At 74.0% G+C, this 14104-nt stretch carries 5 protein-coding genes; all 5 read left to right on the top strand.

Going from position 1 to position 14104, the window contains the following annotated elements; translation table 11 throughout:
* Window positions 1–10 precede the first annotated feature (10 nt).
* From ACQEUU_RS27490 to ACQEUU_RS27470, 5 genes are read left to right on the top strand one after another with little or no spacing between them, the layout of a single operon-like run.
* Window positions 11–9985: an amino acid adenylation domain-containing protein gene (locus ACQEUU_RS27490; RefSeq protein ID WP_433071267.1), complete on the top strand. Its 9975-nt coding sequence runs from the start codon at window positions 11–13 to the stop codon at window positions 9983–9985.
* Window positions 9986–9988: 3 nt separating this feature from the next.
* Window positions 9989–10162 (top strand): MbtH family protein, encoded by a 174-nt coding sequence (locus ACQEUU_RS27485; protein ID WP_433071265.1) that lies wholly within the window; start codon window positions 9989–9991, stop codon window positions 10160–10162.
* On the top strand, window positions 10162–11697 hold the full coding sequence (locus ACQEUU_RS27480; protein ID WP_433071263.1) for a tryptophan halogenase family protein: 1536 nt from the start codon (window positions 10162–10164) through the stop codon (window positions 11695–11697). Before ACQEUU_RS27485 ends, ACQEUU_RS27480 begins: the two co-directional genes overlap by 1 nt.
* Window positions 11698–11726: 29 nt before the next feature.
* Window positions 11727–12200, top strand: coding sequence for a flavin reductase family protein (locus tag ACQEUU_RS27475; protein ID WP_433071261.1), 474 nt, complete (start codon window positions 11727–11729; stop codon window positions 12198–12200).
* The gene (locus tag ACQEUU_RS27470) at window positions 12193–14082 is read left to right on the top strand and encodes a RiPP maturation radical SAM C-methyltransferase (protein WP_433071259.1); all 1890 of its coding nucleotides are present in this window, start codon (window positions 12193–12195) and stop codon (window positions 14080–14082) included. Before ACQEUU_RS27475 ends, ACQEUU_RS27470 begins: the two co-directional genes overlap by 8 nt.
* The last annotated feature ends 22 nt before the right edge of the window (window positions 14083–14104 follow it).

Below are 14104 nucleotides of genomic sequence, written 5' to 3'. Positions count from 1 at the left end.
ACCCGCACGCATGTCGGACACCTTCGCCGCGCGGATCGCGCAACTGCCGCCGGAGAGGCGCAAGCTCCTGCTGGAGCGGCTGGCGGGCGAGCGTCGGCCGCGAGCGCCGCGCACCGGCGGGCAGCACCCCCTCTCCTTCGCGCAGGAACGGCTCTGGTTCCTGTGGTGCACGGCGCCGGGCAGCTCCGCCTACAACGCCCCGGCCGCGGTCCGGCTGCGCGGCCCGCTCGACGCCGAGGCGCTGGGCCGGGCGCTCGACGGAGTGGTGGCCAGGCACGAGATCCTGCGCACCCGGTACGTCGCCGAGGGCGGCGTGCCCGCGCAGGTCGTCGACGCCGCCGCCCCGGCCCGGCTGCCGGTCGTCCCGGTGCCGGAGCACGAGCTGCGCGCGCTGGTGGACCGGGAGTGCGCGGCCCCGTTCGACCTGGAACGCGGCCCGGTGCTGCGGGCCACCCTGTTCAGGCTGGCGCCGGACGACCACGTGCTGCTGCTGGTGATCCACCACATCGCCGCCGACGGCTGGTCGCTGCCCATCCTGTGGCGGGAACTGGACGCGCTCTACCGCGGCCAGGACCTGCCCGCGCTGGACATCCAGTACGCCGACCACGCCCACCGCCAGCGGGCCGAGGCGGACGGCGACGGGCTGGACCACTGGTGCGAGCAACTGGCCGGGATGGAGGAGCTGGCCCTGCCGCTGGACCGGCCGCGCCCGCAGGAGCCCGCCCGCCGGGGCCTGCTCGTGCCGGTCCGGGTGCCTTACGGCAGCGTCGCGGAGCTGCGCGAGCTGGCCAGGCGGAACGGCTCGACCCCGTTCATGGTGCTGCTCGCCGCGGTGCAGGCCCTGCTGTCGCGGGTGACCGGTCAGCACGACATCGCCGTGGGCACCCCGACGGCGGGACGCGACCGGCCGGACGTCGCGCCGCTGATCGGCTTCTTCGTCAACACGCTGGTCGTCAGGACCGGCACGGCCGGCGACCCCACCTTCCGCGAGCTGCTGGCCAGGACCAGGCAGAGCGTCCTGAACGCCTTCGCCCACGAGCACATCCCGTTCGAGCGCGTGGTGGAGCGGCTCAACCCGGTGCGCGAGGCCGGGCGCAACCCGTTGTTCGACGTCATGGTCACCGGCGGCAGCGACGCGGCGGGGGCGCGGCCCGTGCTGGGCGGGCGGGCGGCCGAGCCGTACCCGTGTGACGGCGGCGGCGCCTTGTTCGACCTGACCTTCAGCCTGGACGACTCCTTCGCGGGCACGCTGGAGTACGACGCGGAGCTGTTCGACCCGGCCACCGTCGAGCGCCTGGCCGGTCAGCTGGTCGAGCTGCTGCGGCAGGCCGCGGCCGACCCCGACCGGCCCGTCTCCGCGTACGAACTGATCACCGAGGCCGAACGGCGTCAGCTCGCCCGATGGAACTCCACCCGGCTCGCCTTCGATCCGGACACCGGGCTGGAGGCGCACGTCGAGGCCTGTGCCGACGCCGCGCCCGGCGATCCGGCCCTGGTGTGCGGCGCGGAGCGGCTGACGTACGCGCAGGTGGAGCGGCGGGCCAACCAGCTCGCCCACCTGATCGCCGAGGCCGGCGCCGGGCCCGACGACGTGGTGGCGGTCTGCGTGGGCCGGGGTCCCGACTCGGTGATCGCTCCCCTGGCCGTGCTGAAGGCGGGCGCCGCCTTCTTCCCCGTCGACCCCGACCAGCCCGCGGACCGGCTGGCCGCCATGTTCGCCGGGGTCGCGCCCGCGGTCGTGCTGACCGGCCCCGCCTTCGGCGCGGCCGTACCCGAGGGTCCCTGGCGTGTGGCCGACGTCGCCGAGGCGGCCGGGCGGCCCGCGCACCGGCCCGGCCGGCGGGTGTCCCCGGACGCCCTGGCCTACGTCATCCACACCTCGGGCTCGACCGGCACGCCCAAGGGCGTCATGGTCACGAGGAGGGGCCTGGCCAACCTCCGGGCCGACTGGGCGGCCCGCGAGATCGCGGTCCGCCGCTGGCTGACGGTCGCCAGCCCGTCCTTCGACGTCTTCCTCGGCGACGTGGTCAGGAGCCTGGGCTTCGGGGGGAGCCTGGTGGTCGCGCCGCGCGCCCTGGCGCTCGATCCGGTCGCGCTGGCCGAGGCGCTGGCCGCCGAGCGGATCGAGGCGTTCGACAGCATCCCCGCCGTCCTGCACGGTCTGGCGGGCCATGTGGCGGCCACCGGGCCGGCCCTGCCCGAGCTGCGGCTGCTGATCTCCGGCGGCGACGCGCTGCCGGTGGCCGAGTGCGACGCCCTCATGGCGACGTTCGGCCCCCGGGTACGGGTGCTGAACGCGTGGGGCGCCACCGAGACCACCATCGACAGCACCATCCACGAGGCGCGCCGGGGCGCCCGCACCGTCTCGGGGATCGTGCCCGTCGGCTCCGCCACCGCCAACACCGCCGTCCACGTGCTCGACGAGCACGGCCGCCAGGTGCCGATCGGCGTCGTCGGCGAGCTGTACGTCGGCGGCGCCGGCGTCGCACGCGGCTACGCGGACCAGCCCGCCGCGACCGCCAGGGCCTTCGTGCCCGACCCGTTCGCCGCGACGCCCGGCGCGCGCCTGTACCGGACGGGGGACAGGGGGCGACGGCTGCCCGGCGGCGCCATCGAGTTCCTCGGCCGTGACGACGACCAGGTGAAGATCCGCGGGCACCGGGTGGAGCCCGGCGAGGTACGCGCCGTCCTGCGCGGGCATCCCGAGGTGACCGACTGCCACGTGCTGGCCTGGCCGGACGGGCGTGACCACCGTCTCGTCGGCTACGCCGCGGCGGACCGAGGCACCGACGCCGCCGCGCTGCGCGACTTCTGCAACGAGCGGCTGCCGCGGCCGATGTGGCTGTCGTCCGTGGTCGTGCTCGACGCGCTGCCGCGCACGCTGAGCGGCAAGGTCGACCGCGCGCGCCTGCCGGACCCCGGTTCCGGTACGCGGGGCGGGCGGGCCGCCTACGAGGCCCCGCGCACCGAGCTGGAACTGGCCGTGGCCGCGATCTGGCGGCGTGTGCTCGACCTCGACGGCGGCCCCGGCGCCGAGATCGGCGCGCACGACGACTTCTTCGACCTCGGCGGCCACTCCATGCTCGCCACCCGGCTCCGGTTCGCGCTGCGGCAGGAGCTCGACGCCGACCTCCCGGTCACCGCCGTCTTCGAGGCCCCCACGGTGGCGGCCATGGCGGCCCGGGTGGCGGCGGCCCGGGTGGCGGCGGCCCGGACGGACGCCGGGAGGGATGCCACGGCCGCCGCCCACCCGGCACCCGTCCCGATCGAGCGGGCCCCGCGCGGGAGCGCGCTGCCCCTGTCCTTCGCGCAGGAAAGGCTCTGGTTCCTGTGGAAGCTGGCGCCCGGCGGCACCGCCTACAACATGCCGGTGTCGGTGCGGCTGCGCGGCCCGCTGGACCGCGCCGCCCTCGCCCGCGCGCTCAGCGGCGTCGTCGCCCGCCACGAGATCCTCCGTACCCGCTACGTCGAGGCCGACGGCGGGCCCCGCCAGGTCATCGACCCGCCCGCCCCGGTCGAGCTGGCTGACGGGACCGACGACGTCCTGGAGCGGCCCTTCGACCTGGAGCACGGACCCGTGCTGCGGGCCGGGCTGCGCCGCGAGTCGGCCGACACGCACGTGCTGCTGCTGGTCATCCACCACATCGCCTGCGACGGCTGGTCGCTGCCCGTCCTGTGGGACGAGCTGGCCGCCCTCTACCAGGGCCGCGAACTGCCGCCGCTCGATGTCCAGTACGCCGACCACGCGGTCCATCAGCGGTCCGCGGCCGAGCCGGCGAGCCTGGAGCACTGGACGGCCCGGCTGGCCGGTCTGGAGCCGCTCGACCTGCCCGCCGACCGGCCACGCTCGCCCGACCTCGCCGGGCCCGGCGGCCACGTCCCGCTCGACCTGCCCGCCGAGGGCGTGCACCGGCTGGCCCGTGAGCACGGCGTCACCGTCTACATGGTGCTGCTCGCGGCCGTGCACGCGCTGCTGTCGCGGCTGACCGGCCGGCTCGACGTGGCCGTGGGCACCCCGACCACCGGCAGGGACCATCCCGCCACCGAGCCGCTGATCGGTTTCTTCGTCAACACCCTCGTGCTGCGCGGCGACCTCACGGGCGACCCGGACTTCGCCGGGCTGCTGCGGCGCACGAGACAGACCGTACTGGAGGCGTTCGCCCACCAGGACACGCCGTTCGAGCGCGTCGTCGAGCGGCTCAACCCGGCCCGCGTGCCCGGCCGCAACCCGCTGTTCGACGTGCTGGTCACCTACTCCAAGGAGGAGCGCCGCGACGGCTGGGCGCTGCCCGGCCTGGACGTGGAGCGGCTGGACACCCAGGTGCCCACCGCCCAGTTCGACCTGACCTTCGCCGTGCACGAGACCGGCGGCCGGCTGCACGCCGCGCTGCACTACGCGGGCGAGCGGTTCGACCGGGCGACGGCCGAGGCGATCGCGGCCCGGCTGTCCCGGCTGCTCGGCGCGGCCGTCGCCGACCCGGCCGAGCCGGTCTCGCGGTTGCCGCTGCTGAACGCCGAGGAGAGCGGCTGGGCGGCGGGCCCCGCCCGCGACGGGCTGCCGGACCTGCTGCCGCACGTCTTCGCGAGCCACGTCGCGCGCACGCCGGACGCCCCGGCGCTGATCGCCGGAGCGACCACGTGGACCTACGCCGAGCTCGACCGCGAGGCCAACCGGGTCGCCCATCACCTGATCGCGGCGGGCGTGGGGCCGGAGAGCGTGGTCGCGCTCGCCCTGCCGCGCTCGGCCGAACTGATCGCCGCCATCGTGGGGGTGCTCAAGGCGGGCGCCGCCTACCTGCCTCTCGACGTGGGTCACCCCGCCGAGCGCCTCGCGTCGACGCTGCACGACGCCCGCCCCCGGCTGCTGCTCACCTCACGGGCGGCGGACGTGCCGTACGGGCGCAGGCTGCTGGTGGAGGAGCTGGACGGCGGGCCCGATCACGACCCGGGCGTGCGGCCGGCGCCCGGGTCGGCCGCCTACGTCGTCTACACCTCGGGCTCCACCGGCGCCCCCAAGGGCGTCGTGCTGGAGCACCGCGGTCTGGCCAACCTCGTGGCCAACCTGGGTGAGCGGCTGGACGCGGCGGGCGGGCCCGCGCACCGGGTGCTCCAGCTCGTCTCTCCCGGGTTCGACGTGATGGTCTCCGAACTGGCCACGGCGTTCGCGCGCGGCGGCTGCCTGGTCGTCGCGGCGGCCACGCACACCGGCGAGGAACTCGGCGCCTTCCTGCGGGAGCAGCGGATCAGCCTCGCCCACCTGCCGCCCGCGATCCTCGCCACCGTGCCCCGCGAGCCGTTCCCCGACCTGCGCGTGCTCGTCGTCGGCGGCGAGGGCTGCCCGGCGGGCCTGATGGAGTGGTGGTCCACCGGCCGCACGATGATCAACGCGTACGGCCCCACCGAGGTGACCGTCGACGCGACCGCCTGGCGCTGCGAGCCGGGCGCGATGCTCATCGGCCGCCCGCTCCCCGGCATCCAGGTCCACCTGCTGGACGCCCGCCTCCAGCCGGTGCCCCCCGGCAGCCGGGGCGAGCTGTACGTCGGCGGCTCCGGAGTCGGACGCGGCTACCTCGGCAGGCCGGGGCTGACCGCGGCGCGTTTCGTCGCCTGGCACGGCGGCGCCCGCCTCTACCGGACCGGCGACCTGGCCCGGCGGCTGCCCGGCGGCGCGCTGGAGTTCCTCGGCCGCGCCGACGACCAGATCAAGCTGCGCGGTCACCGCATCGAGCCTGCCGAGATCGAGCACGCGCTGGGCCGGGCGCCCGGCGTCGACTCCGCGGCGGTGATCCTCCGCGGCGACCAGCTGATCGGCTACGTCGTGCCCGCCCGCGCCAACCCGGCGGCCGTACTGGCGCACGCCCGCACCGAGCTGCCCACCCACCTGCTGCCCGCCGCGATCCTGCCCCTGGACGAACTGCCGCTCACCCCCAACGGCAAGCTCGACAAGGCGGCCCTGCCCGAGCCGCCGGCCGCCCGGCACCGGCCGCCCCGCACGCCGCGCGAGGAGACGCTGCTGCGGCTGTTCAACGACACCCTCAACGCCACCCACCTGGGCATCGACGACGACTTCTTCGCCAACGGCGGGCACTCCATCCTGGCCACCCGGCTGATCAGCCGGATCCGCGGCGCGCTGAGCGCCACGCTGACCATCCGCGACCTGTTCGACCACCCGACCGTGGCGGGGCTGGCGGAGGTGCTGCGCGAGGACGCCAGGCCCGCGCTGCGCCCGATGGCCGGGCCCGACCGGCTGCCGCTGTCCTTCACCCAGCGCCGCCTGTGGTTCCTGAACCGGCTGGAGGACGCGGGCGACCACGCCCAGAACACGCTCACCTGCCTGCGGCTGCGCGGGCCGCTGGCCCCCGCCGCGCTGGCCGCCGCGCTCACCGACGTGGTGGCCAGGCACGAGCCGTTGCGCACCGTCTTCCCCGAGGACGCAGGCGGCCCGTACCAGCGGATCCTCGCCCCCGCCGTCCTCGGGCTCGCCCCCGAGCCGGTCGCCGAGGAGGACCTGCCCGATCTGCTGACCGACGTCGCCTCGCAGGGCTTCGACCTGACGCGCGAGACGCCGCTGCGCGCCCGGCTCTTCCAGCCGGCGGCGGACGAGCACGTGCTGCTCCTGGTCGTGCACCACATCGCCTGCGACGGCTGGTCGATGGCGCCGCTCGCCCGCGACCTGGCCGAGGCCTACCGCGCCCGGCTGGAGAACCGGGCCCCCGGCTGGCGGCCGCTGCCGGTGCGTTACGCCGACTTCGCGCTCTGGCAGGACCCCGGAGACGACCACCTGGACTTCTGGCGCACCACCCTCGACGGCCTGCCCGACCAGCTGGAACTGCCCACCGACCGGCCGCGTCCGCCGATCGCCAGCTACCGCGGCGACACCGTGCCCTTCACCGTCCCCGCCGGGGTGCACGCGCGGATGGCGGAGGTGGCGCGCGAGCACGGCGTCAGCCTCTTCATGGTCACGCAGGCGGCGCTCGCCGCGCTGCTCACCCGGCTCGGCGCGGGGACCGACATCCCGATCGGCACCGCGGTGGCCGGCCGTACGGACGAGAGCCTCGACGACCTGGTCGGCTGCTTCATCAACACGCTGGTGCTGCGCACGGACACCTCGGGCGACCCGGACTTCGGCGAGCTGCTCGCCCGGGTGCGGCACGCGAACCTGGCCGCCTACGAGCACCAGGAGACCCCGTTCGAACGGGTCGTCGAGGCGGTCAACCCGGCCAGGACGCTCGCCCGCTTCCCGCTCTTCCAGGTGCTGCTGGTCTTCCAGAACAACGCCGCCGCCGACCTGTCCTTCCCCGGCGTGCGGACGTCCCACGAGCCGGTACGGCACGGCACCGCCGACTACGACCTCACCCTCGACGTCATCGAGCGTTACGACGAGTGCGGCCGCCCCGAGGGCATGGACGCCTATCTCGAGTACGCCGTCGACCTGTTCGACCGCTCGACCGCCGAGTCCCTGGCCGAGCGTCTGCTGCGCCTGCTGGAGGCCGCCGTCGAGGAGCCGGGCACCCGCATCGGGGCGCTGCCGGTGCTCACCTTCGACGAGCTGGAGCGGGAGTTCGCCCGCTCGCGCGGTCCCGGGATCGGGCCGCCGGAGCTGACCGTGCCGGCCGACTTCGAGCGGCAGGCCGCCGAGACCCCGGACGCCGTCGCGGTCGTGGCGGGCGATCGACGGTGGAGCTTCGCCGAGCTCAACCGCCGGGCCAACGCCATCGCCCACCACCTGCGAGCGCGCGGCGCGGGACCGGAGCGGCTGATCGCGCTGGCCCTGCCCCGGGGCGCCGAGATGATCGCGGCGGTGCTGGGCGTGCTGAAGGCGGGCGCCGCCTACCTGCCGCTGGACCTGGAACACCCGGCGGAGCGCGTCGCCTACACGCTGGCCGACGCGCGGCCGCTGCTCGTGCTGGCCACGAGGGAGAGCGCGGTGCCGTACGAGCGGACGGTGCTGCTGGAGGACGTGCCCGACGGGCCCGGCCACGACCCGGGCACCCCGCCGCTTCCCGGGCACGCCGCCTACGTCATCTACACCTCCGGGTCCACCGGGCGGCCCAAGGGCGTGGTGCTGGAACACGGCGGCCTGGCGCACCTGCTCAACGCGCACCGGCACGGGCTGTTCACCGCGGCCCGGGGCGAGCGGCTGCGCATCGGCTTCGTGGTGCCGCTGACCTTCGACACCTCGTGGGACTCGATGCTGTGGCTGATGGACGGCCACGAGCTGCACGTCATCGACGACGTCACGCGCCGGACGCCGGAGGACCTGGTGGACTACATCGACGCGCACGGCATCGGCTTCGTCGACCTCACCCCGGTCTTCATGGAGCAACTGGTCGCGGCCGGGTTGTTCGCGCCGGGCAGGCACCACCCGAAGGCGCTGATGGTGGGCGGCGAGGCGGTCTCGGCGGGGCTGTGGCGGGCGATGCGGGAGGCGCCCGTCACCGACAGCTACAACTACTACGGCCAGACCGAGTGCACCAACGACAGCACCGGATACCGGGTACGCGACGGCGACATCCCGCTGATCGGGCACCCGATGGCCAACACCGAGGTGCTGCTGCTCGACGACAACCTGCTGCCGGTGCCGCCCGGCGTGCGCGGTGAGCTGTACATCGGCGGTCCCGGCGTCGGCCGCGGCTACCTCGGCCGGCCGGGCCTGACCGCCCAGCGCTTCGTGGCCGCCCCCGGCGGGCGGCGCTGGTACCGCACGGGCGACCTGGCCAGGCGGCGGGCCGACGGCGCGCTGGAGTTCGCCGGCCGGGCCGACAATCAGGTCAAGCTGCGCGGTCACCGCATCGAGCCGGCCGAGATCGAGAACACGCTCTGCCAGGCCCCCGGCGTCACCCAGGCCGCGGTCATCGTCCGCGACGACCAGCTCGTCGCCTACGTGACGCCCGGGGACGCCGACCCGGCGCTGCTGCACAGCCACGCCCTGGCCCACCTGCCGACCCACATGCTGCCCGCCGCCTACCTGCCGCTGCCCGAGCTGCCGCTCAACGCCAACGGCAAGCTCGACCGCCGGGCCCTGCCGGAACCGCCGCGCACCGGGCACAGGCCGCCGCGCACCCCGCGCGAGCACACTCTGCTCGGGCTGTTCACCGAGGTCCTGGAGCGGCCGGGGCTCGGCGTCGACGACAACTTCTTCGCCGCCGGCGGCCACTCCATCCTGGCCGCCCGGCTGATCAGCAGGGTGCGGGCCACGCTCGGCACCGCGCTGAGCATCCGCGACCTGTTCGCGGCGCCCACGGTGGCCGAGCTGACCGAGCGCATGTCCGGCGACGGCGGTGGCGGCGACCCGTTCGACGTGCTGCTGCCGCTGCGGCCCTCGGGCACCCTGCCGCCGCTGTTCTGCGTGCATCCGGTCGGCGGCGTCAGCTGGTGCTACAGCAGCCTGCTGCCGCACATCGAGCCGGACCGGCCGGTCTACGGCCTGCAGGCCACCGGGTCAGGGGAGCCCGGCTCGGTGGGGGAGATGGCCGAGCGCTACCTGGAGGTCATCCGCCGGGTGCGACCGGAAGGGCCCTACCACCTGCTCGGCTGGTCGTTCGGCGGCCTGGTGGCGCACGCCATGGCCGAGCGGCTGCCGGGCGAGGTCGGGCTGCTGGCCCAGCTCGACAGCTATCCCGCCTTCTCGGGCGCGGAGCGGCCGGGGATCGAGGACGCCGCCGAGGCCCGCGCCCTGCTCATGGACTCCGTCGGCTACGCGGCCGACCTCGACGAGGAACTCGTCACGTCGATGACGGAGACCGTGCTGCGCAACTCCAAGCTGCTCGACGCCCACCGGCCCGGCCGCCACGACGGCGACGCCCTGCTGTTCGTCGCCACGCGGACCTGGCCGGCGGAGCTGTCGGCGGCCGGGATCTGGGCGCCGCACATCACGGGACGGCTGACCATCCACGAGATCGACTGCGACCACGACGCCATGGCCAGGGCCGAGGCGATGGCCCTGATCGGGCCGATCGTGGCGGGACACTGCCGGGAGGCATGAGCGATGTTCAAAGTCGTCGTCAACCACGAGGAGCAGTACTCCGTCTGGCCCGAGGGCCGCGACAATCCCGCCGGCTGGACCGACGAGGGGGTCCGCGGCACCCGCGAGGAGTGTCTGGAGCACATCTCCGCCATCTGGACCGACCTGCGGCCGCGCAGCCTGAGAGGACAGCACTGATGATCAACGACGTGGTGATCGTGGGCGGCGGCACAGCGGGCTGGATGACCGCCACCTATCTCAAGACGGCCTTCGGCGACCGGGTCTCCGTCACCCTGGTCGAATCGCCCCGCATCCCCACCATCGGCGTGGGCGAGGCGACCTTCAGCACCGTCCGCCACTTCTTCGACTATCTCGGCCTCGACGAGCGCGAATGGATGCCGCACTGCGCCGCCTCGTACAAACTGGCCATCCGCTTCCAGAACTGGCGCGGCGACGGCGGCCACTTCTACCACCCCTTCGAACGGCTGCGCGTCAGCCAAGGGTTCACCCTCGCCGACTGGCACCTGCAGCTGAACGGCGCGGCCGAGCCGTTCGACCGGCACTGTTACGTCACCCCGTGGCTGTGCGAGGCCCGGCGCTCGCCGCGGCTCCTCGACGGCAACCTCTTCGTCTCCGGGCTGGACGGCTCGCTGGGCCGCTCCACCCTGGACGACCAGCGGGCCCAGTTCCCCTACGCCTACCACTTCGACGCCGCCCAGCTCGCCGCCTACCTCACCGGCATCGGGGTACGGCTCGGCGTGCGCCACGTCCGCGACGACGTCACCGCGGTCGGCCAGGACGAGCGGGGCTGGATCAGCCACGTCTCCACCAAGGAGCACGGTGACGTGACCGGTCAGCTCTTCGTCGACTGCACCGGCTTCCGCGGCCTGCTGATCAACCAGACGCTCGGCGAGCGTTTCCGGTCCTTCACCGACGTGCTGCCCAACAACCGCGCCGTCGCCCTGCGCGTGCCCCGCGAGGACCAGGAGCTGATCAACCCCTACACCACGGCGACGGCCATGGAGGCGGGCTGGATCTGGACCATCCCGCTCTACGGCCGCGACGGCACCGGTTACGTCTACTCCGACGAGTACTGCTCGCCGGAGGAGGCCGAGCGCACGCTGCGCGCCTTCGCCGCGCCCGGCCGCGACGACCTGGAGGCCAACCACATCCGGATGCGGATCGGCCGCAACGAGCGTTCCTGGGTCGGCAACTGCGTCGCGGTCGGCCTGTCGAGCGGATTCGTCGAGCCGCTGGAGTCCACCGGGATCTTCTTCATCCAGCACGCCATCGAACAGCTGGTCAAGCACTTCCCCGACGAGCGGTGGGAGCCGCGCCTGATCGACGGCTACAACGACAAGGTGGCCAGGGTGATCGACGGCGTGCGGGAGTTCCTCGCGCTGCACTACCGCGCCGCCGCCCGCGCCGACACGCCGTACTGGAAAGAGGCGAAGGTCCGCCCGATCCCGGAGTGGCTGGCCGAGTTCCTGGCCGTCGCGGCCACCCGGCTGCCGGACGAGAGCATGATCTACCCGTACTACCACGGGTTCGAGCTCTACTCGTGGATCACGATGCTGCTCGGGCTGGGCCACTCCCGGCACGGGCCGCGTCCGGCGCTCGCCCACCTCGACCCGGCGGGGGCCAGGGCGGAGTTCGCCGGCCTGCGCGCCGGCGCCCAGCGGATGGTGGCGGCGCTGCCCACCGCCCACGCGTACCTGACGAGCTTGCGTTGACCCCGCTCGCCGAGGCCTGCCGTGCGTTCATGAGCGCCTACCCGACGGGCGTGGCGGTGGTGACGGCGATGAGCCCCGACGGCGAACCCTGCGGACTCACCTGCTCCTCGCTGATCAGCGTCACGCTCACCCCGCCGACGCTGCTGGTCAGCATGAACGTGCACAGCCGCACCCTGGCGGCCACCGTCGACGCCGGCGGGTTCGGCGTCAACCTGCTGCCCGCCAGGTCCCGGGCGGTCGCCGAGCTGTTCTCCTCGCTGACCGCGGACCGGTTCTCCGCCGTCCGCTGGGCTCCCGCCGGACGGCTGCGGCTGCCCAGGCTGGAGTCGGACCTGCACGGCTGGGCGGAGTGCGCGGTGGACCAGGTCGTGACCGTCGGCGACCACGCGCTCGTGCTCGGCCGCGTGGTCGACATCGCCGGCGACCCCGAATCCCCGCTTATGTACGGCTTCCGGGGCTACGCCACGTGGCACCGGGACACGGAAAGGACACTTGGTGCTTGACATCGCCCTGGTCAACATGCCGTTCGCCGACCGCAGACGGCCGTCGTTCGCGCTGAGCCAGCTCTCGTCGCTGGTCCGGAGAGACTTCGGCGACGAGGTGAACGTACGGGTCTGCTACCTCAACCACGACGTGGTCCGCTTCTTCGGCACCGAGCTGTACGACGCCGTCGCCGAGGGCATGGAGCACCATGTCGCGGGCATCGGCGACTGGCTCTTCCGCCAGGTCGCCTTCCCCGCCGCGCCCGACAACAGCGAGGAGTACTTCGGCCGCTACTTCGCCGGCCCCGCGCACGCGGCGCTGCGGGCCCGGCTGATGCGGCACCGGGAGCGCCTGGGCGAGTTCTGCGCGCACCTGGCGGACACGTACCGGCTTGCCGAGGCGGACGTGGTCGGGTTCAGCTCGATGTTCATGCAGACCGTGCCCAGCCTGGCCATGGCGGGCGTCGTCAAGGAGCGCTCCGCCGGCGCCGTCACGGTCATGGGCGGCGCCAACTGCGAGGCGCCGATGGGCGCCGCCCTCGTGGAGCACGCCGCCCAGCTCGACTACGTCTTCTCGGGCCCGGCCCTGCGGAGCTTCCCCCGCTTCCTGCGCGCGGTGATCGACGGCGACGAGGAGACCCCGCACCGCATCCCCGGCGTGGTGTCGCGGCGCAACTGCCACGAGGAGCGCTACCGGCGCGCCATCGGCGCCGACACCGACATCGACGACTACCTGGAGCCCGACTACGCCTCGTTCGTCTCGTCCTTCGACGAGCTGACCCAGGCCGTCGAGGACCGGGTCGATCCGATCCTGTTCTTCGAGACCTCGCGCGGCTGCTGGTGGGGCGAGCGCTCGCACTGCACGTTCTGCGGGCTCAACGGGCAGGGCATGGCCTATCGCGCGATGGCGCCGGACCGGGCCGTCACGCAGTTCGAGCGGCTCTTCGCCTACGCGCCGTGGTGCACCGTCTACTCCTGCACGGACAACATCATGCCGCTGGAGTACCTCACCGACGTGCTGCCCAAGCTGCGGCCGCCGTCCGGCGCCTCGATCTTCTACGAGGTCAAGGTCGGCCTCGACCAGCAGGACATGAGAGAGATGGCCAGGGCCGGCGTCAACCGGATCCAGCCCGGCATCGAGGCGCTGTCGACCGGCACGCTGAAGCTGATGAAGAAGGGCTCCTCGGCGTTCCAGAACATCCAGCTGCTGAAGAACTGCGTGCGGTACGGCATCGCCCCGGCGTGGAACCTGCTCATCGGCTTCCCCGGCGAGCCGGAGTCGACCTTCGCCAAGTACGTCGACGACCTGCCGTCTCTGGCCCACCTGCCACCGCCGGAAGGCGTCTTCCCGGTCCGGTTCGACCGTTACAGCCCGTACTTCAACAAGGCCGGGGAGTTCGGGCTCGACCTGCGCCCGGTGGACCACTACCGGCTCACCTACCCCTTCCCCGAGGAGTCGCTGAGCCGGCTGGCCTACTACTTCAACGACCGGTCCGTCGCGCCGTACATGATCGGGGTGGCCAAGTGGATCAGGCCGCTCACCGCGGCGGTGGCCGGCTGGTCGCGGGGCTGGGAGGGCGGCGACCCGCCCGTCCTGCGGCTGGAGGAGGACGACGGGTCGTGGATCGTGCACGACTCCCGCTCGGGGACGATGTCCCGCTACGAGCTGGACGAGGCGGTGGCGCGCACGCTGCTCGTCCTCGAACGCCCCACCCGCCTGGACCGCCTCACCCCCGATGAGACCGGGCACCTCGGCGAGCTGCGCGAGCGCGGCCTGATCTTCACCGAGGGCGAACGGGCGATGTGCCTGGTGCTGGCCGAGACCGGGACCGATCCGATGCCCCGGCCGCGGCGCTCACTGGTCAGCGCCCGCCGCCGCCCGGTCGAGCTGACCATCCGTTAGACGGCATCTTCGTGCCAGTCGA

It is taken from the genome of Nonomuraea sp. CA-218870, from assembly GCF_050936535.1.
GTDB lineage: Bacteria > Actinomycetota > Actinomycetes > Streptosporangiales > Streptosporangiaceae > Nonomuraea > Nonomuraea corallina.
Note: the sequence above shows the minus strand (reverse complement) of the source record. Positions and strands in the feature narration are given on the sequence as shown.

Excerpts from the sequence above, each read along its gene's own strand:
- ACQEUU_RS27490 (WP_433071267.1), top strand. The coding sequence starts at position 11 with ATGTCGGACACCTTCGCCGCGCGGATCGCGCAACTGCCGCCGGAGAGG.
- ACQEUU_RS27485 (WP_433071265.1), top strand. The coding sequence starts at position 9,989 with ATGTTCAAAGTCGTCGTCAACCACGAGGAGCAGTACTCCGTCTGGCCC.
- ACQEUU_RS27480 (WP_433071263.1), top strand. The coding sequence starts at position 10,162 with ATGATCAACGACGTGGTGATCGTGGGCGGCGGCACAGCGGGCTGGATG.
- ACQEUU_RS27475 (WP_433071261.1), top strand. The coding sequence starts at position 11,727 with ATGAGCGCCTACCCGACGGGCGTGGCGGTGGTGACGGCGATGAGCCCC.